General features: G+C 52.5%; 19 protein-coding genes and 1 CRISPR repeat array. Of the genes, 12 read left to right on the plus strand and 7 right to left on the minus strand.

Annotated features, from left to right (window positions below; translation table 11 throughout):
• Positions 1 to 34 precede the first annotated feature (34 nt).
• From WKI47_RS10975 to WKI47_RS11025, 11 genes are all read left to right on the plus strand, one after another.
• Positions 35 to 2,020, plus strand: coding sequence for a methyl-accepting chemotaxis protein (locus WKI47_RS10975; protein WP_340227164.1), 1,986 nt, complete (start codon positions 35 to 37; stop codon positions 2,018 to 2,020).
• Positions 2,021 to 2,177: 157 nt separating this feature from the next.
• On the plus strand, positions 2,178 to 3,263 hold the full coding sequence (locus WKI47_RS10980; RefSeq protein ID WP_340227165.1) for a suppressor of fused domain protein: 1,086 nt from the start codon (positions 2,178 to 2,180) through the stop codon (positions 3,261 to 3,263).
• Between the two features lie 7 nt (positions 3,264 to 3,270).
• Positions 3,271 to 3,546: a hypothetical protein gene (locus WKI47_RS10985; RefSeq protein ID WP_340227166.1), complete on the plus strand. Its 276-nt coding sequence runs from the start codon at positions 3,271 to 3,273 to the stop codon at positions 3,544 to 3,546.
• A gap of 38 nt (positions 3,547 to 3,584) precedes the next feature.
• Complete coding sequence (locus tag WKI47_RS10990) at positions 3,585 to 4,331, plus strand: DeoR/GlpR family DNA-binding transcription regulator (protein ID WP_037289568.1); 747 nt, start codon at positions 3,585 to 3,587, stop codon at positions 4,329 to 4,331.
• Between the two features lie 3 nt (positions 4,332 to 4,334).
• A complete protein-coding gene (gene pfkB / locus WKI47_RS10995) occupies positions 4,335 to 5,246 on the plus strand; it encodes a 1-phosphofructokinase (RefSeq protein WP_340227167.1) in 912 nt (303 codons plus the stop codon).
• 141 nt (positions 5,247 to 5,387) lie between these two features.
• Positions 5,388 to 7,340, plus strand: a complete 1,953-nt coding sequence (locus WKI47_RS11000; RefSeq protein WP_340227168.1) for a fructose-specific PTS transporter subunit EIIC — start codon at positions 5,388 to 5,390, stop codon at positions 7,338 to 7,340.
• A 309-nt stretch (positions 7,341 to 7,649) separates the two neighbouring features.
• Positions 7,650 to 8,732, plus strand: a complete 1,083-nt coding sequence (locus WKI47_RS11005; protein WP_340227514.1) for a glycosyltransferase — start codon at positions 7,650 to 7,652, stop codon at positions 8,730 to 8,732.
• Positions 8,729 to 9,508 (plus strand): glycosyltransferase family 32 protein, encoded by a 780-nt coding sequence (locus tag WKI47_RS11010; protein ID WP_340227169.1) that lies wholly within the window; start codon positions 8,729 to 8,731, stop codon positions 9,506 to 9,508. Before WKI47_RS11005 ends, WKI47_RS11010 begins: the two co-directional genes overlap by 4 nt.
• Positions 9,509 to 9,566: 58 nt before the next feature.
• Positions 9,567 to 11,072, plus strand: a complete 1,506-nt coding sequence (locus WKI47_RS11015) for a hypothetical protein (protein ID WP_340227170.1) — start codon at positions 9,567 to 9,569, stop codon at positions 11,070 to 11,072.
• 99 nt (positions 11,073 to 11,171) lie between these two features.
• Positions 11,172 to 12,473, plus strand: coding sequence for an ABC transporter ATP-binding protein (locus WKI47_RS11020; protein WP_340227171.1), 1,302 nt, complete (start codon positions 11,172 to 11,174; stop codon positions 12,471 to 12,473).
• 17 nt (positions 12,474 to 12,490) lie between these two features.
• Entirely contained in the window at positions 12,491 to 12,841 is a 351-nt protein-coding gene (locus WKI47_RS11025) for an ATP-binding cassette domain-containing protein (RefSeq protein ID WP_340227172.1), read from the plus strand.
• A gap of 69 nt (positions 12,842 to 12,910) precedes the next feature.
• Here the strand turns inward: WKI47_RS11025 and WKI47_RS11030 are convergent, their stop codons facing one another.
• From WKI47_RS11030 to WKI47_RS11045, 4 genes are all read right to left on the minus strand, one after another.
• Entirely contained in the window at positions 12,911 to 13,546 is a 636-nt protein-coding gene (locus WKI47_RS11030) for a YtxH domain-containing protein (RefSeq protein ID WP_340227173.1), read from the minus strand.
• Between the two features lie 349 nt (positions 13,547 to 13,895).
• The gene (locus WKI47_RS11035; protein WP_340227174.1) at positions 13,896 to 14,231 is read right to left on the minus strand and encodes a hypothetical protein; all 336 of its coding nucleotides are present in this window, start codon (positions 14,229 to 14,231) and stop codon (positions 13,896 to 13,898) included.
• Positions 14,232 to 14,295: 64 nt separating this feature from the next.
• On the minus strand, positions 14,296 to 16,011 hold the full coding sequence (locus WKI47_RS11040; protein WP_340227515.1) for an ABC transporter ATP-binding protein: 1,716 nt from the start codon (positions 16,009 to 16,011) through the stop codon (positions 14,296 to 14,298).
• A 190-nt stretch (positions 16,012 to 16,201) separates the two neighbouring features.
• Positions 16,202 to 17,401 carry an alanyl-tRNA editing protein gene (locus WKI47_RS11045; protein WP_340227175.1) on the minus strand — a complete coding sequence of 400 codons (1,200 nt, stop codon included), beginning with the start codon at positions 17,399 to 17,401 and terminating at the stop codon, positions 16,202 to 16,204.
• A gap of 524 nt (positions 17,402 to 17,925) precedes the next feature.
• Between WKI47_RS11045 and WKI47_RS11050 the strand changes: the two genes are divergently transcribed.
• Complete coding sequence (locus WKI47_RS11050; protein ID WP_340227176.1) at positions 17,926 to 18,771, plus strand: hypothetical protein; 846 nt, start codon at positions 17,926 to 17,928, stop codon at positions 18,769 to 18,771.
• Positions 18,772 to 19,832: 1,061 nt separating this feature from the next.
• A CRISPR array of direct repeats spans positions 19,833 to 20,463; the repeat unit is 32 nt; unit sequence GTTTCAATCCACGCTCCCGCATGAAGAGCGAC.
• Positions 20,464 to 20,714: 251 nt separating this feature from the next.
• On the opposite strand, the gene galU is transcribed toward WKI47_RS11050, so the two are convergent.
• From galU to WKI47_RS11065, 3 genes are read right to left on the minus strand one after another with little or no spacing between them, the layout of a single operon-like run.
• Positions 20,715 to 21,638 (minus strand): UTP--glucose-1-phosphate uridylyltransferase GalU, encoded by a 924-nt coding sequence (gene galU / locus WKI47_RS11055; protein WP_340227177.1) that lies wholly within the window; start codon positions 21,636 to 21,638, stop codon positions 20,715 to 20,717.
• The gene (locus WKI47_RS11060) at positions 21,638 to 22,798 is read right to left on the minus strand and encodes a glycosyltransferase family 2 protein (protein ID WP_340227178.1); all 1,161 of its coding nucleotides are present in this window, start codon (positions 22,796 to 22,798) and stop codon (positions 21,638 to 21,640) included. The genes galU and WKI47_RS11060 overlap by 1 nt, the downstream gene beginning before the upstream one ends.
• A gap of 39 nt (positions 22,799 to 22,837) precedes the next feature.
• Positions 22,838 to 25,153: a glycosyltransferase family 39 protein gene (locus WKI47_RS11065; protein ID WP_340227179.1), complete on the minus strand. Its 2,316-nt coding sequence runs from the start codon at positions 25,151 to 25,153 to the stop codon at positions 22,838 to 22,840.
• Positions 25,154 to 25,345: the final 192 nt, after the last annotated feature.

Below are 25,345 nucleotides of genomic sequence, written 5' to 3' on the forward strand. Positions count from 1 at the left end.
GGATCTATCTTGATTATCAAGGGAGGCGTCTGGGATGAACCTGAAAATGAAGTTGGCCGCACTATTGGTCGTCGTAACGTTGGTTGGCACGGGAAGTATCAGTATCGCGGCACTCAGCAGCATGAAAAACGAAGCGGAAGAATCGATCAGTGACAGCTTGCGCGCGACGGCCACCAACACGTCCGAGCAAATCGGCGGTTGGGTCGCGGCCAATGCCAAACTGGTCGAAACGACCGCGCTGACGCTTCAGGCTTCCGTTCCGCTGGATCAAATCCAGGTTAAACATCTTCAAGCATTCCAAGCCGATTCGAACAAAGACAAGATCGGCGATATGTACGTCGGCCTGGAAAGCGGCAAATTGGTCGACGGGCTGGACTGGAAACCGGGCGCGGACTACGTATTGAAAGAACGGCCGTGGTACGTAGAAGCCAAAGCGGCCAACGCGTTGAACTTCAGCAATCCGTATCTCGATGCGGCCAGCAAGCAATATGCCGTCTCGATCGGGTATCCGCTTCGCGATTCGTCCGGCAATTTTGCCGGCGTGCTGGCCGGCGATATGCGGTTGTCCAAGCTTACGGAAACGATTAACAATATCAAGGTCGACGGCGGATTCGCGTTTATGACCGATAAAACGGGTGTCGTTCTGGCGCACCCGGATGCGGACGACGTGAACAAACCGTTGAGCGAGATCGCCGATTATGCGGGCATCGCGAGCCAACTGCTGCAAGGCGATTCGGGCAGTCTGGAATACACGTACAAAGGCGAACCTCAGCTTCTGTACTATCAAAAAGTCGAAGGAACAGGTTGGGTGGTCGCCGCTTCCGTTTCTAAAAGCTATGCGTTTGCCGAATACGTGCAAATGCGCAACCTGTTTATCGGAGGCATTCTGCTGCTCGCCGTGCTGCTGACCGTCGTGGCGGTATTCGCCGCAGCCCGTCTGATCAAACCGCTGATCCTGCTGCAAAAAAGCGCGCAAAGCATGTCCGAAGGCGATCTGACGGTTAGCGTGGATGTGAAAGGCAAAGACGAAATCGGCAAGCTCGGCACGGCGTTCAACGAAATGTCGGCGAGCCTGCGTGAACTGATCCATGCGGCGGCCGGTTCTGCCGAAGGGGTAGAAAATTCGGCCAAATACATGCACGGTCAAGCCGAAGGCGCGAAGCATATCTCGGATCAAATCGCGGTCGTCATCGAAGAACTGGCAAAAGGCGCAACGGATCAAGCGTCCTCGATCCAAACAGGAGTCGAGCAACTGGGCGATATGAACGAATCGATCGAAGCGATCGCTAATAGCGCGGGCCTTGCCGCATCTAGCGCGGACGAAGTAACCGAAGCGATGAAAGGCGGCCTGGAAGCCGTGGCTTCGCAAGGCGATTTAACCGAAGCCAGCCGTAGTTCTGCGGGACGCGTGGAAGAAGCCAACCGCCGCCTCGGCGATCAGACGGTGAAGATCGGCGAGGCTGTTAGCCTGATTCATACGGTTGCCAAGCAAACGAATCTATTGGCGCTGAACGCGGCGATCGAAGCGGCGCGTGCAGGCGAGCATGGCAAAGGCTTCAGCGTGGTCGCGGACGAAGTACGCAAGCTGGCGGAACAGACCCGCGCTTCGGCGGCGGATATCGATACGCTTCTGGCAGGCGTGCAGGAAGCCGGTCGTCAAAGCATTGATGAAATCCAGGAATTCCAGGCAACCGTGGATAAACAGATCGAAGCGGCAGCCTCTACGCGCGGAGCGTTCGACGTCATTCGCGGCTCGGTCGATGGCATTACGAGCCGGATTCGCGAAGTGTCTATCGCATCGGACGAGCTGAAACACAGCGCGGATCATGTTTCTTCGATCATGACCGATATCGCGGCCGTTGCGGAGCAAAGCGCAGCGAGCACGGAAGAAGCGGCATCTTCGACGCAAGAGCAGGCTCAGGCCATTTCCAGCATTTCCGATCTCTCGGGCGAAGTGTCCGTGAGCGCCGATGAACTGCGCGCGAGAATCGCGAAGTTCAAAACGGAAGAATCGGCATAATTCGTTCCAAACGTTCCCCTATTTATGGCAGACGCCATGGGGAACGTTTTTTTGTGCATATTTTTAAAAAAGCCCGGCTTCGGGTAAACTGAAAGTAGAGAAAGGCCGAGCCGAAGCGCTCAAGCCGCATCGAATCCACAGAAGGGAGTCGTGAACAATGAAGGAAGATGAAGAATTGCGGGAGCAGGGCGATCAGGATGATCAAGCACCGGGTTGGGATGCGATTTACGCGGTATTGAATAAGCGTTATCCGGGAGTCGAACCTTTTCATTACGGCACGCTGATTTCGTATCAATTGGGAGGACCCGATCCGCTCAACGGGGTCAGCGTATATGCTTGCGAAGAGCCGGTCCCGCACTGGCATTATGTGACGTATGGGTTCACAGAGCTGTATGAAAAGGAATCCGAAAATACGGAGTACAGCGGTTTTGGCTTTGAATTGACCTTGCGGTTGGCGCGTGAAGGCGAAGAACAACCGCCTGCCTGGGCGATCAATTTCCTTCAGAACCTGGCGCGGTACGTTTTTAACAGCGGAAACGGGTTCCAGTCCGGACACCATCTGGATGCCAACGGTCCGATTGAAGCAGAAAGGGACACGCCGATTACGGCTGTCGCTTTTGTGGAAGATCCGGAACTGGGGGAAGCCATCTCTCCTTTTGGCAAGTTCCAATTTTTGCAGGTGGTTGGGATTACGGCAGACGAGCTGGATATGATCAAAGTCTGGAATACACGGAGTTTTCTCGAATTAGCCAAGCAGCATCTCCCCCTGTATCTGACCGATCTTACCCGTCGTTCGTTGCTTGAAGATGCCGGGATCAGAGCTGCTGCCGAAATGGGCGTACGTACGGAAGGATCAAGCACAGGCGTACTATACTTCGAAAGTTTGAGCTGGGAAGAGAAAAGAAACCTGTTTAAAGGCAATTCCTATACGCTTCAGCTCGGCGCCAAACAGGCGGAATCGTTGGCACGTATTTTGTCGGGACGCCTGCTGCACGATCGGGATTTGACATTGATGGGTCCCGATACAGGAGTCGTGATGATTCCCGATGTACAGAACCGAATAGCGGAACTGGATAACGCGCTGCAATTGTACCTGAATGCGGATGCAGTAGCTGAACTGTCTCGCCGTCTAGTGCCCAAAGAAAGCGAATTCCAACTGGATACGATGGAAAGCTTGACCATTCGTATTGTCAAAACACTGATGCGCGATCCGGATGGGAATATTGTGGAGACGATCGGTTAACGAATAGATGGCTTTCGATCTGCACGACAAACCGCGCCGACTGGTCTTTTGGGTTGGCGGCGGTTTTTTTGCGGTTTCACTAAAATGTCAAAACCTTGCATCCGATAATAGGTTCAAAGACAAGCATGATTTTGAAAGATTGAACGTTTTTGAGGAAAGAAGAATCCTGAACAGGGAAGCGTTACCAAAGCTTTACCCGCAAGAAATGAAGGGTTTTCAACTTTTTAGATTCCTGATGAAATATTTTGAATGTTTTTGGAGAAAAGTGATTGTTTTTTGTTAAAGCGTAGGTTACAATGAGTGGCAGATGGAGGAATCAATATGTTGACAGAAGAAAGATACCGAATCATACTACAGCGCTTACAAGTTTCCGGAATAGTCAAGCTTCAGGAACTCGTCGAGCTGCTGGGTACCTCCGAATCAACGGTACGGCGCGATTTGATCGACCTGGAGTCGCAGCATCTGCTCAAGCGTGTGCACGGTGGGGCTTCTCTGCTGCATCGTCGGAGCGAAGAACCCGGCATGGAAGAGAAAACGTTCAAAAACGTTCAGCAAAAGAATGCAGTCGGTCGCGCAGCGGCTCGTCAGCTTCGGGACGGCGAATGTATTTACATCGATGCGGGGACAACGACGCTCGCTATGATTCCTTTTATCGAAGCACAAGACATTACGGTCGTGACGAATGGACTTTCGCATGTCGAAGCACTGGTCAGCAAAAATATTCGTGCTTATCTACTTGGCGGCATGATGAAAAGCCATACGAAAGCCGTCATCGGCAGTATTGCTCTTCAAAATATGGACAACTTCCGATTCGACAAAGCTTTTATCGGAACCAACGGTGTGAACGCCGAATTTGGATTTACGACGCCTGACCCGGAAGAAGCGCTAATCAAGCGCCGTGCGCGGCAGTTGGCGGAACGTTCGTATGTATTGGCGGATGCCAGCAAGTTTGGAGAAGTGGCCTTTGCCAAATTATTCGATCTCAAGGAAGCCGCGATCATTACCGACTCGATTCCCGAGCGGTGGAGAAAGTCGATTCTTGAGAAAACCAAAATAATCGAGGGATGAATCATGATTTACACCGTAACGCTTAATCCTTCTATCGATTACATCGTGGAAGTGGAAGATTTGAAGCTGGACGCATTGAACCGTATGAAGCGTGATTTGAAGCTCCCCGGGGGAAAAGGAATCAACGTATCGCGGATTCTGAGTCGCCTTGGCGTTGAAAATACAGCATGGGGTTTCCTGGGAGGATTCACGGGACGTTTTATCGAGGATGTACTCAAGTCCGAATCGATTGTGACGGATTTCGTCAACGTACAAGACGATACGCGGATCAATATTAAGCTGAAGCATGGCGGCGAGACCGAGATTAACGGCCAAGGGCCGCAAATCGGAGACAAGGAAGCCCATGCGCTGGTGGAGAAGCTGAGAGCGCTTACCGAAGAGGATATCGTGGTTCTATCGGGTAGCGTTCCTCCTTCGCTCGGCGGTTCGTTCTACGATCGACTGATTGCGGTAATCAAGGAACGCGGCGCGAAATTCGTGATCGACACCACGGGGGACGCGCTGCTCCAGGCATTGCCTCACGGTCCGTTGCTCGTCAAGCCGAATCACCATGAACTGGCCGAACTGTTCGGCGTTGAGATCGAAGGTCAAGAAGACCTGATCAAGTACGGACGCAAACTGCTGGAAAAAGGCGCTAAAAACGTGCTGATTTCCATGGCGGGCGACGGGGCGCTTTTGGTGACAGAAGAACAGGTCTACCACGCCAACGTTCCCAAAGGAGAAGTACGCAACTCCGTCGGTGCAGGCGATTCCATGATTGCGGGATTTGTCGGCACATTGGCCAAAACAAACAACCCGCTGGAAGCACTCCGTACCGGTACGGCTTCAGGCAGTGCTACCGCGTTCTCGGATGACCTGGCCGAGCGGGCGAAGATTGATTCGCTGCTGTCGCAGGTTCAAGTGAATCCCGTTTAATGCTTCACCGATAGATCGCGCAGGCTTGATCGAGCTGTCGGTCAAGCACCCGGCAAGTCAAAGCAAGGCCCGCGAGGGCAAAGGCAATAAACGGCGTGCGGAAACCGCGCGCCGACAACACCTCCAGAGGAGTGGAACAAGATGAGAATTACGGACCTGATGATTGAACCGGTCATGATCCTGGACCTGCGGTCCATTACGAAAGAAGCCGTTATCGACGAATTGATCGCGTCTTTGAATAAAAGCGGAAGAATCAACGACGCCGCGGCGTTCAAGCAAGCGATTCTGGCTCGCGAAGCGCAATCCAGCACGGGGATCGGCGAAGGCATCGCCATGCCGCACGCCAAAACGAGCGCGGTAAACGAGCCGACGATCGTGTTCGGCAAAAGCTCGGCCGGCGTCGAGTACGAATCTCTCGACGAACAGCCTGCGCATTTCTTCTTCATGATCGCTGTTCCGGAAGGCGAATCCAATCTGCATCTGCAAGCGCTCAAAGTGCTGTCGCGCATGCTGCTTGATCCCGATTTCCTGGCTAAGCTTCGCAATGTTCGCACACCGGCCGAAGTTACCGCATTGTTCAATGCCGCCCAAGCGGAATCCGAAGGCGCCCAAGCTTCTGCTTCGTCTGCGAACGCAAGCGCTTCCGCCGCATCCGGCACGATCGTGGGCAACCCCAATTCCGACAAGTTCGTCGTAGCGGTAACCGCTTGTCCAACCGGCATTGCGCACACATTCATGGCGGAAGACGCATTGAAGAAAAAAGCCAAAGAACTCGGCGTGAATATTCGCGTTGAAACGAACGGTTCCGAAGGTGTCGGTAACGAACTGACGGCCGACGAGATCGCTCGTGCAAGCGGCGTCATCATCGCGGCGGACAAGAACGTCGAGATGGCCCGTTTCAGCGGCAAACCGGTTCTCCAACGTCCAGTCAGCGACGGTATCCGCAAATCCGAAGAACTGATTCGCAAAGCAGCCAGCGGCGATGCGCCGATCTACCGTCATGAAGGCGGAGCAGCGACAGGCGGTTCCGACAAAGGCGCCAAAATCAGCGTAGGCGGCAAAATCTACAAAGACCTGATGAACGGCATCTCGCATATGCTTCCGTTCGTGGTCGGCGGCGGTATTCTGATTGCGATCTCGTTCCTGTTCGAGCAATACGGCGGCGGCGGAGCGGAAAATCCGATCTTCAAACTGTTGATGGGAATCGGCGGCGGAGACGGAGCATTCCACTTCCTGATTCCGATCCTCGCAGGCTTTATCGCGATGAGCATTGGCGACCGCCCAGCCCTGATGCCGGGTATCGTCGGCGGTTATCTGGCTTCGACATCGGGCGCGGGCTTCCTCGGCGGTCTGGTAGCGGGCTTCCTGGCCGGTTATATCGTCATCGGTCTTCGCAAAGTATTCAAAGGCATTCCGAAAAGCATCGAAGGTCTGAAGCCAATTCTGCTGTATCCGGTCTTCGGTCTGCTGCTGACAGGGATCGTGATGTACTACGTGATCGATCCGGTGTTCGGCGGTCTGAACACCTGGATCACGAACGTATTGGAAAACCTGGGTACAGGTAACGCGGTTCTGCTGGGCTTGCTGCTCGGCGGCATGATGGCAATCGACATGGGCGGTCCATTCAACAAAGCAGCTTACACTTTCGCGATCGGGATCTTCACTTCCACAGGCGATGGCGCTTGGATGGCAGCGGTTATGGCAGGCGGTATGGTTCCGCCGCTGGCAATCGCGCTTGCAACGACCTTCTTCAAAAACAAATTCGATGAGCAAGAACGCAAATCCGGCATCACGAACTACGTGCTTGGCCTAAGCTTCATCACGGAAGGCGCGATTCCATTCGCAGCGGCTGATCCGCTGCGCGTCCTGACTTCCTGCATCATCGGCTCCGCGGTAGCGGGCGGCCTGACTCAACTGTGGGCAATCAACGTTCCGGCTCCACACGGCGGTATCTTCGTCGCTGCACTGGCTAACCACGCGCTGTTGTTCTTGCTGACTGTCGTCATCGGTTCGGTTATCTCCGGCCTGATCCTCGGTTTTTGGAAAAAAACGCTGGCGCAACGCGCGGAAATCGCAGCTAAAAAAGCCGCATAATCGTCTAAAAACCTTTTTCGTCAAACATCCGTGTTGCCCAAACTTTGGGCGATACGGATGTTTCTTTTTTATATGATCATTCCTTTTTCGATGTATTCATGAAAAAAAAGGTAATATGATTCAAGCTGATCGTAGTCGGGTTAAGTACACTCGACATCAGGGAACGAAAAATAGATCCCGCAAGCCGTCGCAGCCGTTGTACTCTTTTCCATACATACATAAAACGACGCAGGCTTTCCGAATAAACGCGGACTTACCCAACCGAATCTAATAAGGAGGCGGAAGAAGCTGAAACCGCTGGTAAGCATCATCGTACCGGTATTTAACGTAGAAGGTTATCTGGAGAGATGCCTCTACAGTCTGCTTGCGCAGACCTTGCAAAACATCGAGATTATTATCGTGGAGGACGGATCGACAGACGGTTCTCCGAAGATCGCCGCGGATTTCGCCGGTCGCGACTCCAGAATCCGATTGATCCGGCAGCAAAACCAAGGGTTGAGCGGCGCAAGAAATACAGGATTAAAAGCGGCGAACGGAAAATTCGTCGGTTTCGTCGACTCTGATGATTGGGTCGCGCCGGAAATGTTCGAAACGATGTATCGTCAGGCGGAAACGCACGGAGCCCAGATGTGCGCTTGCGATTACGCGCTGGCTTACGAGGACGGACGCATGGAAAGCTCGGTGCTTGGCTTGCGAAGCGAAAAGCTGGAGCTGCGCACGATTGGGCTGGATCGTTTTTGGAACAGCAAAACGCTTGGGGTCACCGTCTGGAACAAGCTATATGCCCGAAGCGTTATCGCGGAAAATTCGCTGTATTTCGAATCGAACCGCAATGTGTTCAGCGAGGATGTATTATTCAATCTGTGCTTTTTGAAGCATGCCTCGGTCTGCGCGTCGGTTGCCGATTCGTTTTATTTTTATATGCAGCGCGAGAACTCTTTAATGAAAAGCCCCAAACCGGATTACTTGAAAAGAGAGCTTTTTCTGGTCGACCGATTTTCGGATTACTACGCCGACTATGCGAATCGTGCCGTATACCGCGCACTGTTGACCCGGCTCTTTTTCGAACGGGTTCAAAATGCTTGCCTGCATAGCTTGGAAACGGGGGCCGGAGTCGCGAACGTGCATCGCGGGCTGGTCGAAGCGGGCGGGCACGCGTCGTTTGAGACCTGTATGCGGGAAGCCGGCGAAGACCGAACGATCTGGATGCCGATGCGGGTTTTTGCCCGAATCTGCGGAAAGCGCATGTACCGTTCGGCCGCCTGGTATTTGGGCCTGTTTGCGACGCTGTCCAAAGTCAAACAGCGTCTTGCGAGCAGCACGCAGCCGATCGGCATTGCGGATATGGCTCAAACCCGCGCCAAAGCAAGTCGAAAGGAGGAACCGGCTTGAATCGGATTCCGAAAATTATTCATTATTGCTGGTTCGGGCGAGGAGAGCTGCCGGAGCTGGCCCTTAAATGTATCGAGAGCTGGAAAACGCATTTGCCGGACTATCAAATCGTGCGTTGGGACGAAGACAGCTTCGATATCGAATCGAATCTTTTCGTTCGCCAGGCTTACGAAGCGCGCAGGTTCGCTTTCGTCAGCGATTACGTGCGGTTGTATGCGCTCTACACGCAAGGCGGCATTTATATGGATACCGACGTGCAGGTGTTGAAGCCGTTCGACCGTTTTTTGCATCATGAGGCTTTTTCCGGTTTCGAAACGCCGAAACGCATTCCGACGGCGGTTATGGGAGCCCAAGCGGGCAGCGGAATCATCCGAGACTTTATGAGTTATTACGACGATCGTCCTTTTATCAAGCCCGACGGCAACATGGAGATCACGACCAACGTCACGATTATTACCGAATATTGCAGTAGCCTGGGATTCGTGCCGAATAACCGGTATCAGACATTCGACGGTTTTGCCCTTTATCCCCAAGACGTCTTCTGCCCGCTGAATTGGAGCGCCGACCACTCCAGAGCCGTCGATCGTCCGATTCCGGAAGAAAGCCACGCGGTTCACCATTTTGCAGGCTCATGGCTGACCGAGAAAGAAATCCGGCGCAGCAAAAGCTTCGCATGGCGTCATTTCGGCAAGCCGATCGGCTTTGCGCTTCGCATGACCCGAACCGTTCTTGGGGATAAAAACTATGCCAAACTCAAACAGAAGTACGGAAATTAGTGCTTTTGATCGAAACAAATACCGATTTTCGGAAGCTTAACTCGAAAGGAAAGGTCCCTTGCGAACAAAACGTGCCCTCTATAATACGCTGACCGCAATTTTAATGCAGCTGATCAATTTCGGTGCGGGTCTGATCATTCCCCGTCTGATTATTGAAAGCTACGGTTCAAGCGTCAACGGGCTGGTTGTCTCGGTCGTGCAGTTTATCGGCTATCTGTATCTGATCGAAGTCGGCATCTCGGGGGCGCTCAATTATTCGCTATACAAGCCGTTGACGGCAGGCGACCAGACTGCGGTTAACCGTATTTTGGCGGCTGCTCGGCAAACGTATCGCCAGGTCGGTTTATACGCTTCGGGCATCGTGCTGATCTTGATGTTCGTCTATCCGCTGTTCGTCATGGAAGAGAGCATTGCCTATTCGGATGTCCTGTTGCTGGTTGCAGCCGTAGGCTGTGCCAGTTTGCTGAATTATTTTACCATCGCCAAATACAATGCGCTGCTGACTGCCTCGCAATCCAATTACATCCTGTCGATCTTCCGCATCGTCTATCTGGTGGCCAACACGCTGATTATCGTCAGCATGGTACAGAGCGGCGCCGATTATCCATGGGTGTACGCTGCCGCGCTCGGTGCTCAGATGTTGCAGGCCGTAGGGATTACGTGGTATGTTCGGCGCAAGTACCCGGATGTTCGATTCGACGTCGAACCGGATCTGAGCGCGTTGGCGAACCGGAACAATGTATTGGTGCATGAGCTGTCCAGAATGGCGGTCTTCGGCTCTCCGGTGATTCTGTTAACGTTGTTCGCGACGCTGACCGACGTGAGTATTTATTCGGTGTATGCGCTTGTGTTTACAGGCATCAATATGCTGATTGGCGTCTTCAACAACGGATTTACGGCGGGGTTCGGCCAATTATTCACGCAAAAAGAGCTGCGACGCAACCTGCAAGTCTCGTACTCGCAGTATGAGCTGTTGTTCTATATGATTCTGACCTTCGTGTATGCGTGCGCCTGGATTCTCGGACTTCCGTTCGTGCATGTGTATACGAATGGAATCAGCACGACGAATTACGAGGATGCGATTGTGCTCCTGCTATTCGTAGGGATCGGCGTGTTGGAAAATTGGAAGATTCCGCAGTCCACGATTATTATCGCAGCCGGACATTTCAAGCAGACGCGGCATCGTGCCATCATTGAAGCCGTTATCGTACTGGTCGCGTCGACGATTCTGGTGTTCCCTTTGGGATTAAAAGGCGTACTGATCGGCAGTATGCTGGGACTTGCGTATCGGGCGATCGATCTGCTCTATGCGCATAAGCTGATCGGTATTCCTTTTCGGCCGACGTTGCTGCGATTGGTGCGGGTATTTGTAGCGGGTGCGATCATTATTTTGCCCTTCCAGACGTTTCTTCCGGTTCGTGCCGACGGATTATGGAGTTGGGTGTTACTGGCGCTCGGCGTTTCCGTGTGGGCGGGGCTGGTCGTATTGGCGGCAAATCTTCTGACCGAGCGAAAAGAACTTATGGCAGTCGTCTCTCGGGTCGGACAAGTCTTTAAGCGTTAGAGCACGTCGATAAAAATCGAATACGTATCGAGTAAACATAAGGAACTGACCTTTTAGAGGCAGTTCCTTTTTGTTTGCCTAAAAAGGAGGAGAAGCTTGTTGAATACGTTGAAAAGAATGCTACTGCCTGTATGGAATGAGCGGTTATGGGTCGGTTTGACGATTATGCTCGGCGTGGTTACAGCGGGATTAAACCTGTCCAGACCTTTACTATTCGGGCTGATCGTAGGCGAGTTGGTTAAGCTTGATCCCGAGCAGAAGGTAAATAGCTACGTATGGTTGTATATATGTAGTTGGGGCATGAGTTGGACGGTGTCTCTACTTATTCGATACATCGGAGCTAAACTGGATCAGCGGATTCTTGCGCAAATGAGAGTTGACGTCCTGGCTCATTTGCTTCATATTCCTTTGCTTGAAAATGAACGACAGCCGAACGGGCGCATACAAGCGTATATCTCCTCCGACTTACCGACATGGACCCGGTTATACGGAACACTACTGGCACAAATCGTCCATTCAGTGGTTCAACTGGCAGGGGCGAGTGTCGCTTTGGTGAATTTCGATCCTGAGATGACCCTGATGATTCTGCCGTTTCTGCTGCTAGGCTCGCTGGCTCCACTGTTCATTTCCAAACTTATGGTCAAGGTTAACCGGACTGCTCAGGATTCGTTATCGCAAGCGTTTGAAACATTATCCGGCTTGATTCGGGGAACCGGCGACTTGCGCTTTTTGCATGCGGAAAAATGGGGGATCGAGCGCTTTAGGAAAGTTTGCGTGCGTTCCCAATGTGCCGAGGTCAAACGGACGTTAGCCCAAAGTTTGATGCAGGTGTGTGCAGCTTTTTCGGAAATAGCTGCTTATGTGTTGGTTTTGTGGTGGGGAGGAAAGCGTGTGCTTCGAAATGAGATGCAGATCAGCGAACTGGTCGGTTTTCTCGTTACGATCGAAATGATTTTTTTTTCGGCCAGAAATGCAAGCGATCTAGCGTCTGAGGTTTACAGTGCGTGGGCCTCTGCCCAGCGTGTGCTGGCGTTTTTATCAATCTCGGTAAAAGAACGAAGCGCAACAAAAGAAGGGGATTTGGTCATTCGTGAATTGTCATTTCGTTATCCGGGCGAGCAAAAGGATGCTGTTTGCTCGGTCAACTGTACCCTGCGAAAAGGGGAAGTTATCGTCATTTTAGGGGAAAGCGGCTCGGGGAAATCGACGTTCCTGAAATTGATCTCAGGAGAATATGCGCCGACCTCGGGAGCAATCGTTTCAGAAGGAACCGCGTCGCGCATTTCCTCATTCGTCGGACAAGATCCCCTATTATTCGATGTCAGCATTCGAGATAACCTCAGTCTGGGACGCAAAGTAGACTGGAGAATCGTTGAAGAATTAGCCGAGCAGTTTAGCTGAACTTCCTGATCTGCGAAATGCCCCAGCAATATGAGACGATTCTAAGGGATAATGGTACGAACTTGTCGGTGGGGCAAAAGAAACGGATGGCACTGGTGCGGGCGTTGCTTATTCCGAGTGACTGCTTGCTCCTCGATGAGCCTACAGCGGGATTGGATAGGGAAAATGCAGATCGGTTCTGGATGTCGCTGTTGAACAGGAATCAGGACGTGACGCGAATCGTCACCACGCATCGTGTGGAGGAAACGAAGTTTGCAGATCAGGTGTTGATTTTTAAAGAAGGATATTTGGTTGAAGCGGGGAGATCGAATGAACTGCTGCTTCTGGGCGGGGAATATAGCCGATTAATGGAAAAGGAGCACAATTGATTAGGACGAATCGCAAAAGCGATCAAAGAAAAATGCCCCCGATGATCGAGGGCATGAATTCTGAACCATTTAAGAACTGGCATTAGCGATGCGTTGCTGAGCGTTTTTGACGACAGCCGCGGTTTCTTCGGTTTGCTTTTTGAGCTTGGCGATATCGTCTTGAAGCTGCGTATCGTTCTCTTGCTCGCTCTGGAATTTTTCCAGCTCGATCTTCAGATCGCGAACGGCGGCTTCGATCTCGACTTTCCATTCCATCGCGACTTCGCCGACTTCTTTGCCGAAAGCGATTAGTTCGCGGCTGGTTTCCGCTGCGGCTTGGCCTTTGGCACGCAGAACCGCGATCGCGTTTTGACCTTTGTCCTTGGCGTTTTCCAACGAAGCTTGACCTTTGTCGCGAAGCGCGATCGCTGTGTCGACGCTGCGGTCTTTGAGGTCGATCGCGGCAGTAACGCCACGGTCTTTCAGTTCCAGGCCTTTGTCTTTGAGATCGATAGCTGCTGTAACGCTTCTGTCCTTCAGATCGATCGCCGCCACGACGCTGCGATCTTTCAGCTCCAGGCTTTTGTCTTTCAGGTCGATTGCACCGTCCGCGATAACCCGGCGCGTCTCCGATCCGCGCTGCGGAGCGAACAGTAGAGCGGTAATTCCTCCGATTGCGGCCCCGGCCGCGACACCGGCAATAAATTTTAAAGTTGAATTTGACATATGTAAGCCTCCTGTCTAAAAGTCTTCTTCTTTAATATTACCCATAGTTACGTTTCTGAACAGAGTTAGCAGGGGGAAAATCGAGGGAATTTGATTTAGGGCGGGCTCAATGGGGGGCGCTGCGGGGAAAATTACCAGCATATGCTTCCGAAGTGCATTTCTTCGAAATGCTTCACAAGACGCTGTCTCACGCAAAAAGCTTTCAGCTTTCCGCGTTCAAAGGCGTCTGGACCTGAATTTTCCCCTCCGCTGGCATTGAGCCGGATCGAATTTCTCGATTGACGGGAAGGGGACAGTTTCGCTTCTTGCTTCAAGCAAAAAGACGCTCCGAGGAGGAGCGCCCAATTGTTTAATCCTTTTTCACAACTTGTAAATGCGGCGTGGCTTCAGAGGGGGAGGCAGGGGAAGCGTCTGCTTCTGCCGAAGGTTGAATTTCAAGCGTCTCGATGGCTTCTTTCCAATCTTCGTCGCTTCGGACTTCGCGTCCGAGCGCGATAAGGTCGCGTGTTTTTTCAGCCGTCTCGTGTCCCAACTCCAAACCTTTTTCTTTGGTCTGAACAGCTATTTTGCGAATCTGCTGCCGGGCACCGGCGCTTTTGCGGGAAGTGAGAAACCAGGCGGCGCCGGCTCCGGCCAGCGTGCCCATGACGATTCGGGCCATGCGCCGTTTCGTTGTTTCGTCCATCGGCTTTTTCATCTCCTTGTCGACTTCAGCGATTGAACTTCTTCCCTACATTAACCCTCTTTAATCAGCTGCCAAACTGTGCTTGATGCAGACGGCTGTAAATCCCGCCCGTTTCGATCAAATCTTCGTGTTTGCCTTCTTCGGCGATGCCGTCTTTGCTGACCACGATGATACGATCCGCATTCCGAATTGTCGCCAGACGGTGGGCAATCACGAGCGTCGTACGTCCGATCGCAAGCTCCGACAGCGATTTTTGAATCGCCAATTCGGTCTCGGTATCGAGTGCCGATGTGGCTTCGTCCAAAATAAGGATCGGCGGATTTTTCAGGAACATCCGTGCGATCGCCATACGTTGCTTTTGTCCGCCGGACAGCTTCACGCCGCGTTCGCCGATGACGGTGTCCATGCCTTCAGGCATCGCGCGAATAACGTCGGCCATATGCGCACGTTCAGCGGCATCCCAGATCTCTTCCAGCGAAGCATCGAGTTTGCCATAGGCGATGTTCTCGCGGATCGTACCGGAGAACAAGAATACGTCCTGCTGAACGATACCGATCTGTTTGCGAAGCGATTCCAGCGTCATGTCCCGAATATCCATGCCGTCCACGGTGATCGAACCGGCCTGGACTTCATAGAAGCGAGGCAAAAGGCTACAGATCGTCGTTTTACCCGCACCGGATGGTCCGACAAAGGCTACCGTTTCGCCCGGATGAACCTGAAGACTGATATCGTCAAGGATCGGGCGTTCTTTTTCATAACCGAATGTAACGTTGTTGAAGTGAATTTCGCCTTTGAGGGAATCGACTTCTTTGGCATTCGGCGCGTCCTGGATATCCGGATCGGTGTCCATGATTTCCAGGTAACGGCGGAAGCCCGCGATCCCTTTTGGGTAACTCTCGATCACGGCATTGATCTTCTCGATTGGACGGAAGAAGACATTCGCGAGCAATTGGAAAGCCACGAATTCGCCGATCTGGATCTCGCCGCGAATAAAGTACCATGCGCCGAACACCAGAACGAGTACGCTGATCAATCGCATCATCATATAGTTGACGGACATGCTGCCTGCCATCGTTTTGTAGGCCATCAGCTTCGTTTTACGGAAATCCTGATTTTCTACGTCGAACAGTTCGCTTTCGTGTTTTTCGTTCGCGAACGATTGTACGACGCGGATACCGCCGATGTTGTCTTCGATGCGGGAGTTGAAGTTACCTACGTTACCGAAGAGTCGGCTGTATGTACGCGTCATGCGGCGACCGAAGAAGATAATCATCCAAGCCATAACCGGAATGATAATAAACGTGATGATCGCAAGTTCCGGGCTGATGCTGTACATGAGGATAAACGAACCGACAAGGGTCATGATGGCGATAAATACATCTTCCGGCCCGTGGTGGGCCAGTTCGCCGATATCGTTCAGGTCGTTCGTGATCCGGCCGATCAGATGACCGGTCTTATGATTATCGTAGAATCGGAACGACAGCTTTTGTAATTTGCCGAAAAGGCTTTTGCGCATGTCGGTCTCGATATTGATCCCGAGCATATGCCCCCAATACGTGACGACATACTGCATGCCCGTATTCAACGCATAGATGGCAAGCAACCCAATACATGCTGCCAGAATCAAGGTCCAGTTGCCACCTGGAAGCAGGTCGTCGATAAACGTGTTGACCGCAATCGGAAACGCGAGTTCAAGCAGACCGGCAAATACGGCACAGCAGAAGTCGAGAATGAACAGCCCTTTGTAAGGCCGATAAAATGCGAAGAAACGTTTCAAAATATTGATGCCAATCCCTCTTTTCTCTCTTAATCTGTACTCCTCAATCTCTGATCCGAAGCGTTTGGCCGACCCGTCGGAACAGCGTCTATTGAGAATCATTCTCTATCATAGCTTGTATACGAGCAAAACGGCAAGATAAAAATACAAAAAAATACGAACAAGTATTTTGTTTACGGGTTGCCGGAATCAACTATACCGCTTCATGTTCACTCAGCCGCCGCTTCAACATGTCGTAACAAGCCGTCAGCTCCGCTTCTGTTGCGAATCCGGCCTGAGCCATTCGATCGTTACCTCCGCCGCGACCGCCGAAGGCCGGCAGCATTTCTTTGAAAAGCGCCCCGCAAAAGAACCCGGCTTCGCCGCCGTGAGCGAGAATCAATTTAAACTCCGTCAACGAAGCAAGCAGGACCGGGAGCCGGGCATTGCGTGCTGTCAGGGCGGTCGCGAGGCTTTGCAGTTCTTTTAGGGTCCGGTCACTGAATACTTTCGCGATCGGGCCTCCCGCATGTGTCGCTTCATTGAGCAATTCTTCGGCGACGTATTCGTCCAGTTGCTGCCGCAGCGTATTTAACTGTGTTTGTTTGCGCCGATCCTCTTCGGTCCATTTTTCCAATCGTTCGACAAGTTCTTCCTTGGGTGTGCTGAGCTTGGAGGAGAGGGTGCTGAGTACTTTGGTTTGTGCGACGAATTCGTCGAGTGCACGCAGTCCCGTTTTAAAAGTGAGGCGAAGATTTCCTTTTTGCTTCTCCGCACGTAGCAGCTTGAGCAAGCCAAGTTCGCCCGTGGCGTTCACATGAGTACCGCCGCAAGCGTTGTATTCAATGCCTTCGATCTCGACGATACGCACCTCTCCCTCGACGGAAGGAGCTTTGACGAGCGGTAAGTTTGCGGCCTCCTCGCTGCTGACAAAATAACTTTTGATCGGCAGATTGCGCATGATGCGAAGATTGACTTCCCGTTCGACTCCATCCAATTCCTGCTGTGTCCACTCTGCACGTTCCACGTCGATGGTGGCGTAGTCTTCACCGAGATGGAAACTCAACGTGGCGGCGCCCAGCAGATCCAGCACCGTAGCGGATAACAGATGCTGACCGCTATGCTGCTGCATATGATCGAAGCGGCGCTCCCAGTCCAGTCGGCAAGATACTTCGCTCCCAGGTTCCCCAGGCGGCGCCTCGACGAGATGCAGGATGTTGCCGTTTTGACTCTGTGTATCCAGCACGCGGACTTCGCCGATCCAGCCGGAGTCCCCCGGTTGCCCGCCGCCCTCGGGATAGAAAGCCGTCTTGCCCAGTCGGACATAGAAGCCGTTTTCACCTGGAACGATTTCTTGAATAATGCTTGTCCACTCTTGAGAATAGGCGGAATCGTAGTAGATTTTATGCGTCATGACGTTCTCCTTTTTGTTTCCGGTCCGGCATAAAAAGGAACCTTTTTTTAGCCGCGGAAGAGTCTGTTTGCATCGTATCCCATATCCGTATTTTGGGCAACGCTGTGAAGGAGTTCGGCGTGTAATAGAGGAGCAGACACCGTGGGGTTGAAATGAAGCCAAGCATGTGATCCTGGCGACGGGTGCCCTAGCGGATCTGGCTTCTGCTTCGGATCGAGCTATGGCGTAAAAAAAGAACCTTTCGCGAGATCGCGGAAGGTTCTTTTGGAGAGGAGGAATGAATGCTTCTCAGGCGTGGACATGTTTGCGGTAAAAAAGGTAAGAAGCGACGTAGTTGGCACCTGCAAGCACCAGAATAAGTAGCGCGCCTGCCGTGAATTGGAAAAAAGTTCAAGGCGCATCAAGCGTTGTTCACACATCATTCTCGCTTTTAGCTCGTTTGGCTCGGTGATGATGTCATGTTATACTTCCTCCTAAAGTGCTCGTCAGTCGATACATTCCAATCCACGAAAGGGAGATGAAGTATGGCAATCGATCTTGAAAAAAATCCGGCAGATATGGCATTGATACGGAACGCGGCTTTGGGTGATTTGAGTGCGCTGGAAGAGCTTCGCAGCAGAAAAGTGTTGTTTGCCCAAAGTGAGGGATTGTGTTTTACAGTATCCACTGTAGACGAAAGCGGGCGTCAACAAGGCATTCTGTCCGAGCATCGGGAAGGCGGAGGCGGGATGGATAGTCTGATCGAGATTCCGTCATCCTTTACGATCGTAGACGTAGCTATGGAAGGAAGCAAAGTTGTATTGACGGCTGAGGATGGTCGTGTATTGGCAGCAGAACCGGAGCGATTCGGCTTCAGACATCTGATTAGGGAGGCAAACAATCCGGACTATGAAGCACAGTTGGAGCATGACTTTCTCTCGATTCCTACCAAACGTCGAGGAGAAGCGGGCCTTTATCGGGATGAATGGGAAAATGAGTGGACGTATAATACGGAAATCGGCGGGTATTGGTTGACTCGTTCGGTTGGGGGCGAAAAAGCGCAAGCCGAGGTGTCTTGTGAAGCGACTACTCGCGATGAGCTGATCGAAATGCTGCCGACGGTCAATCAGCGGTTGCAACGACTGGATGCGTATGTGAACGCTGCCAAGGCTTATCTGTGGAAGAGTGGTAGCGAAGAGGAGCGAGAGGTTTTGGGATTGGAAGAGTTTCAAGCCCTGCTGCGTCTGGATTCAGTTAATTTCAGCTATTATGGGGATCTGGAATTGTGGTTGGGCGAAAAGGATGAAGATGGAGCGCTATTCGATGGATATAGCCCGACTATTTATTTTGACCGGAAAGATGAAATTGTAAATTGGGCGATGAATGGGTAAGTGAGTCGAAAATGAAAAAGTTTGCTTTCTGATGAATAATCCATTTTTTATAATTAATAGATTTAAAAGTCGCGAAGCGCGCGGACGTATTTTTTTCCTTTTGGGAAGGGAACTCGTCCGCTTTTTTTTGTGTATGAACGGTAAAAAAATAGGGTGTTCTCAAATGCTGCAACCCAGCGACAAAAGAGTTTACATAGACCGGGAAATACATAGCTAAAAAGATTAAAGGGAAAAATTGGAATGAGAAAAAGTTGGAGGAAATGCACATTAACGCTGTTGGCGACACCGGATATGCGAAATTTGCTTAAGCTTTAGCATTTTTCAATTTGCGCTCTTGTGTGAGAAACAACTTGACTCGTACATAGTGGCGTTAAAAAGTAAACGAATGAAATATTCAGCAACGTTCCTTTAAACGTCCCTTTGAACGGTTTGGGCAAATGCTTGGGATCATCAATGCCTTGCACAATGAACGACGAACGAGTCGAGCTGTAGGTTTTGTTGATAGATTAGCCCCTTGTGCATTCGTGTTCGGTACCGACACAGGTGCTTGGTTTCGATTGTGTACAAAACGTCAAGATTTTCAGCTCTAACTCGTGCTTTTTTTGCAAATGTTGACGTTTCGGCAACATATTTGCACATTTTCTGCTTAAATCGGCGTTCAATCGAAAATGTGTTGACTTTTCATCAACATTTTTGAAAATCAGCCGTTGAAACTCATAAAATGTGTGCAAAACGTCAACAATCAAAACGAGTACTTGGGCGATCCTGTAGGAGTAGTTTTTGCGATCTGTTGAGAATTGATTTTATTTACGTGTTAAAACCATCATGTACTAGGGCGTGTTTGAAAACTCCGAAGGAAGCAGATTTTGCCGAATTTTCGTTTGCAACAAGGAAGGGTTTCGCAGTCGTGCCGGGGCACGTCAAGAAACCGTGACGCGGCGTCGCCGGAACCGTACGCGCTTTAGGCACGGTTCCGGTAGCGGGCGAAAAGACGGTAAAAGATGTACGTCGCCCAAGTTTTCAAACACGCCCTAATTGTAACCAATCGTATTCAAGGTTGTGTTTCAATGCGCGCTCCCGCATGAGGAGCGACAAGAGGTTTGCCCGCTGTGCGCTGCAAATCCAGGGTTTCAATCCACGCTCCCGCATGAGGAGCGACGGCAGCGCGTTCCGCTACCCAGGGCGCAACAGTGCGTTTCAATCCACGCTCCCGCATGAGGAGCGACGATCGCGCGCATCGGTTTGACGATTGCAGGCTGGTTTCAATCCACGCTCCCGCATGAAGAGCGACAAGCACATGGTAGATCCGGTAAACCTCGATCTCCCGTTTCAATCCACGCTCCCGCATGAAGAGCGACTTTGCAGTGTTCTGCACCAGCTGCTACTACACCAGTGTTTCAATCCACGCTCCCGCATGAAGAGCGACCGTCTGGAATCTTACGATAATGTCTTACAGATAGGTTTCAATCCACGCTCCCGCATGAAGAGCGACCTATGCAGGATGCCAGCAGCTCCAACTATTATGTGTTTCAATCCACGCTCCCGCATGAAGAGCGACTTACAATGTTGGTGGGGTTTGGCAGCCTTGGAGCGTTTCAATCCACGCTCCCGCATGAAGAGCGACTAGAGACTCGATATTTTTACCCTCTCTATAAAGGCTGTTTCAATCCACGCTCCCGCATGAAGAGCGACTGTACCCACCCTCAGCCCTTACACCGCAAGGCTTCACGGGCCGAAAAGTGCGAACCTCCAATTTAGCCTAACGAAACCTGGACAAAAATACAAGCAAAACCCTCCAACCCCTTACGTAGCGCGGGGTGCGAACCTCCCGGGGATTTCATGGGAGCTGTAGGTTCGCACTTTTTTCTTCTATAAAATAAAGACCTCGATCCCCACACGAGGACCGAAGTCTTTATTCCGAACTATTCGGACAACCGCATCCTTCAATCGCCCGACTGCCGCATCGCGCTTACTCCGGAAGCCGATACAGTAGCATATTCGGGGCGGGAGACCAGTTCATGCAGATAATCCAGCAGCATCGGAGACAGCTCCTGGCGGCGCAGGCCGATCTCCAGGATCGCTTTCATATAGCCGAATTTATCGCCGATGTCGTAGCGATCGCCGGCGAGTTCAAGAGCGAGCAATCCGTCCTCGACGCAGGCAGCGTGCAAAGCGTCGGTTAATTGATACTCGCCTCCCGCGCCGGGCGGGATCGCTTCGAGTATCTCGAAGATCGAAGGATTCAGGATATAGCGGCCCATGACCGCCATATTGGACGGGGCTTCTTGCGGAGCAGGCTTTTCGATTAGGCCAGCCGCCGTGTGTACCCGGCCTTGCGCAACGCCAGGCACCAGAATCCCATATTTGTTGACTTCCGAATACGGAACAGGCTGAACGCCTACGATATGGCGCCCCGTTTCTTCGTATAAACGAGTCATTTGCTTGAGTGCGGGCGGATCGGAGACCATAATGTCGTCACCCAGCAGCACGGCAAAAGGTTCGTCTCCGATAAACTGTTTCGCACACAAAATAGCATGACCCAGTCCCAAAGGCTCGCGTTGACGGATGTAATGGATACTCGCCATCGAACCGATCGAGCGTACGTTTTCCAACAAGTCGAGCTTGCCTTTCGCTTCGAGCTGTTGTTCCAATTCTACCGATTTGTCGAAATGGTCTTCGATGGACTTCTTGTTGCGCCCCGTCACGATAATGATGCTTTCGATTCCGGCTGCGACCGCTTCTTCGACAATATATTGAATAGCAGGCTTATCGACAATCGGGAGCATTTCTTTCGGTTGGGCTTTGGTCGCAGGGAGGAAACGCGTTCCCAGGCCTGCGGCCGGAATGACGGCTTTTCGGATTCTCATCAGCGATCACTCCTTCTCGTGCTATGGTGAACGACGTGACCGGAGGCATTTCCGTGTCCGGTTGGATAATGAGTGCGATCCCGGAAAGGCGTATGTTCATTCGCTTCGATATGCACCACGGATTCTGTTTCGCGTTGATGGGCAGAGGACGCGTACATGGATTCTTTTCCATAGGCTTCGGGTGCAAAACGGCTGCGAGTATCTGTTTCCCGCGAAGGAACCCGCTGCATATTATGCGTTTCGCGAACGATGTAGAGCGGACGGCCTTTGACTTCGTCATAGATGCGCCCGATATATTCGCCGATTACGCCAAGCATAATCAAGGTTACGCCGTTAAAGATCAGCATTAAGCAGATCGTCGAGGCCCAGCCGCGCATCGTAGTGTCCGTGAACAAAGCCATCGCGACCGCGTACAGCATATACACAAATCCGGCTACGGACATGATCGCCCCGGCGTAACCGGCCAATTTGAGCGGTTTATGGGAAAAGGAAGTCAGGCCGTCCAGGGACAGTTTAATCATCTTTTTCAGCGGATATTTGGTCTCGCCCGCCAGACGCTCATCCCGCTCGTATTCAATCGCAACCTGCCGGAAGCCTGTCCAGCTCACCAGTCCGCGTACAAACGGATTACGTTCGCCAAGGCGGTTCATCTCGTCGCAGACTTTGCGGTCGATCAGGCGGAAGTCGCCGGTATCGACCGGAATCGGCACCTCGGTCGAAGCATGGAGAATGCGATAGAAGAGAGAGGCCGACCATTTTTTGAAAAGAGATTCGCCTTTGCGCTTGGAGCGCTTGGCATAGACCACCTCGTACCCTTCATGCCATTTGTCCAGCATATCGAGGATTAGCTCCGGCGGATCTTGCAGATCCGCATCGATAATGATGACCGCATCGCCGGACGCGTAATCCATACCTGCCGTGACCGCAATCTGGTGACCGAAGTTACGGGAGAAATCGATCAGCTTGACCGACTCGTCCCGGTGCGACAGCTCGCGGATGATATCCGGCGAGCGATCCACTCCTCCGTCGTTGATAAACAGCAGCTCATAGCTTTCGCCTGTCCGGCGCATGACGTCCGACAAACGGCGGTACGTCTCGGCGATGACCGCTTCTTCGTTGTACATAGGGATAATGACGGAAATTCGCGCTTGATTGTTCATCGTATTCGCCTCCTTGAAAGGTCTGGACTTGTCGAATCGTTACTCCGGCAAAGTCACTTCATATAGGGTCAGGTTGTCATTGAAGCCGAAAGGATTCTGCGTATCGGCAGTTGAGGTGTCCGTATCCGTGTCCGCTGTGGTTTGCCATTCGGAAGACGGAATTTCGGTGCCATGTTCCGTGATCCAGTCGGTGACCTCCGAATTGCCGTCGCGCCCTCCGCCCATCCCGCCGCCGAGCAGGAAATACTTGACCTTGCCGCTGCGGACGAGTGCTTCGAGCGTCTCGGGCGTATAGACTTCGTCGGAAGCGTTGAAGCCGTTTAAAATAACCAGGCTTTCGCCTTCGTCGATCATGTAAGGAGCAGCGGTGGTGTAGTTGGTGACGGCCATCAGGTATTGTTCGCCCGTATTGTGTTCACGCAGATAAGCGAGCAGCTCCTGATTGGCGGATTCCGAATCATTCATGCCGCCGAATCCGCCATTATTTCGACCCGAGCTACCGGGCATGGCTCCGGTGTTCGCCGCGTCATCGTCAGTAGCGGCGTTGCTGGTTGCCGTCGCAGGACCGTTGCCGCCCGGCATGCCCATCCCGCCTGGGAATCCATTTTCCGAATTGCTTCCGCCAGGGAAGCTTCCTCGTCCGCCGCCACCGCCTCCGAATGCTGAACTGCTACCATCGGGACCGGCTGCCGGTAACTGTGAATTTTGACCGTACACGATCGGCGTGAACGACCAGTAGATCGGACCGATAAACATAGCCGCCAGTGCCGCGATGAGCGAAGCTTGCTGTAAACGGTTGTTACTGCCACGCTTGAACACCGCAAGTAACGCAGCTGCGACAATGCCCAGAATCAGTACACCGATCGACCAGAAGCTGCCAATCGTATCGTCGTACGGATGAAGAATGAACCACGAGAATACCGTCGTTGCAAGTACGGAGACGGGCAGCAGCCACGAAGACCATTCTTCCCGGTTACGGTAGGCGTCCCACATTTCCGTAATCGCTGCCCCGGCCAATGCCGAGACGGGAGGAGCCAGCATAATGAGGTAGTATTGATGGAAAAAGCCTGCGATGCTAAAGAATCCTGCGACCGGAACTAGCCAGGCTAACCAGAAAATAATCTCCTTATGCTTGTGCGTGAAGTTCCGTCTGCGCCAGCTCGCCAATATGGCGAGGGCTCCGATCAGGCCAAGAGGAATCAACCAGCTTGCTTGCCCGGACAGCTCGGATTGGAAAAGACGCAACGGACCTGCTTCGCCCGTATTGAACATTCCGCCGCCACCGTTGCCGCCTGGTGCCCCTCCGTCGTTTGCGCCGCCGAATCCGCCATTTTGGCCGCCCGGCATACCGCCTTCGCCGCCGAATCCGCCGAAGTTGCCTCGGCCTCCGTCGCCGGAAGGCGCTTGCCCGCCGGCTGCTCCGTTTCCGGGAATGACTTGGCTGTTGTTGGCTGCGGAACCGTCGCCTCCCGAATTTCCCCCGTCATCGTTCGACGTTTGTCCGCCGAAGTTCGGCATTCCTCCTCCGAAGCCTTGGCCGGAACCGCCTGCTGCTCCGGTGCTGCGGTCGCCTGTCAAACGCGAAACGCCGTTATACCCGAACGCCAGATTGAGTACGGAGTTGGTTCCGCTGCTGCCGATAAACGGTCGTTCGCTCGCAGGCACCGAATCCACGACGACCGCCCAAGAGACCGAGACAACGGCGACTACCGCGGTGGCTGCAACGAGCGACATCACTTTCTTTTTCCAACCATACTTGGCAGCCAGCAGATAGAAGAGGTAAAAAGCCGGCAGTACCATGTACGCTTGCAGCATCTTCATGTTGAACCCGATGCCGATCACCGCGAATGCGCCGAGCAGGCTCCAGATTCCGCCTTTTCGTACGGCTCGGAATAACAGCCAGCTCGCGAGCAGCAGCGTGAACACCAGCAGGCTATCGATGTTGTTCGTGCGGCTAACCGCGACGGCCACCGGTGTGAACGCTGCGCCGAATGCGGCAATCCGAGCGGCCCAAGTGCCGAAGGAAGGCTTAACGAGCAGATAGACGAGGATGACGGAGCCGACGCCTGCCAACGCTTGCGGCAGGATGACGCTCCAACCGTGCAGGCCGAAAATCAGCGCGCTGATCGTCTGTATCCAGAACGCGACCGGCGGCTTGTCGACCGTGACCGATCCGGCGGAGTCGAGCGACGCATAGAAGAAGTTATGGAAGTTTTCCATCATGCTTGCGACCGCGACCGTGTAGTACGTGTTGGCGTAATTCTCTTCCCAGATGTTCCAGCCGTTCAAAAACAGGGCAATCAGCGCCGTAGCGAGCAGCCAGAAGTCCGGGCGAAATTTCGCTTGGGATTTCATTGAGTCAAGTCACTCCTTAAATGAACGTTAAAGCCGCAGGATGCAACTCGCATCGTCTGCGCGGAGTCTCCGGCTGCGGGCCTTGTTGGTTCCCATTGTGACGCTTGTACCTGAAATCATCCTGAGAACCAACTGAATGTTTGCTGAAAGAAGGCGACATAGGGCATAATGGGCGGTAGAAGTCATCCGGGC

The sequence above is a fragment of the Saccharibacillus sacchari genome, from assembly GCF_037722395.1.
Taxonomy (GTDB): domain Bacteria; phylum Bacillota; class Bacilli; order Paenibacillales; family Paenibacillaceae; genus Saccharibacillus; species Saccharibacillus sacchari_A.

Bases quoted from the DNA above. Each gene is read 5' to 3' on its own strand.
- pfkB (WP_340227167.1), top strand. From the start codon at position 4,335: ATGATTTACACCGTAACGCTTAATCCTTCTATCGATTACATCGTGGAA.
- WKI47_RS10975 (WP_340227164.1), top strand. From the start codon at position 35: ATGAACCTGAAAATGAAGTTGGCCGCACTATTGGTCGTCGTAACGTTG.
- galU (WP_340227177.1), bottom strand. From the start codon at position 21,638: ATGAGAATCCGAAAAGCCGTCATTCCGGCCGCAGGCCTGGGAACGCGT.
- WKI47_RS11045 (WP_340227175.1), bottom strand. From the start codon at position 17,401: ATGACGCATAAAATCTACTACGATTCCGCCTATTCTCAAGAGTGGACA.
- WKI47_RS10990 (WP_037289568.1), top strand. From the start codon at position 3,585: ATGTTGACAGAAGAAAGATACCGAATCATACTACAGCGCTTACAAGTT.
- WKI47_RS10985 (WP_340227166.1), top strand. From the start codon at position 3,271: ATGGCTTTCGATCTGCACGACAAACCGCGCCGACTGGTCTTTTGGGTT.
- WKI47_RS11030 (WP_340227173.1), bottom strand. From the start codon at position 13,546: ATGTCAAATTCAACTTTAAAATTTATTGCCGGTGTCGCGGCCGGGGCC.
- WKI47_RS11035 (WP_340227174.1), bottom strand. From the start codon at position 14,231: ATGGACGAAACAACGAAACGGCGCATGGCCCGAATCGTCATGGGCACG.
- WKI47_RS10980 (WP_340227165.1), top strand. From the start codon at position 2,178: ATGAAGGAAGATGAAGAATTGCGGGAGCAGGGCGATCAGGATGATCAA.
- WKI47_RS11060 (WP_340227178.1), bottom strand. From the start codon at position 22,798: ATGAACAATCAAGCGCGAATTTCCGTCATTATCCCTATGTACAACGAA.
- WKI47_RS11025 (WP_340227172.1), top strand. From the start codon at position 12,491: ATGCCCCAGCAATATGAGACGATTCTAAGGGATAATGGTACGAACTTG.
- WKI47_RS11000 (WP_340227168.1), top strand. From the start codon at position 5,388: ATGAGAATTACGGACCTGATGATTGAACCGGTCATGATCCTGGACCTG.
- WKI47_RS11065 (WP_340227179.1), bottom strand. From the start codon at position 25,153: ATGAAATCCCAAGCGAAATTTCGCCCGGACTTCTGGCTGCTCGCTACG.
- WKI47_RS11050 (WP_340227176.1), top strand. From the start codon at position 17,926: ATGGCAATCGATCTTGAAAAAAATCCGGCAGATATGGCATTGATACGG.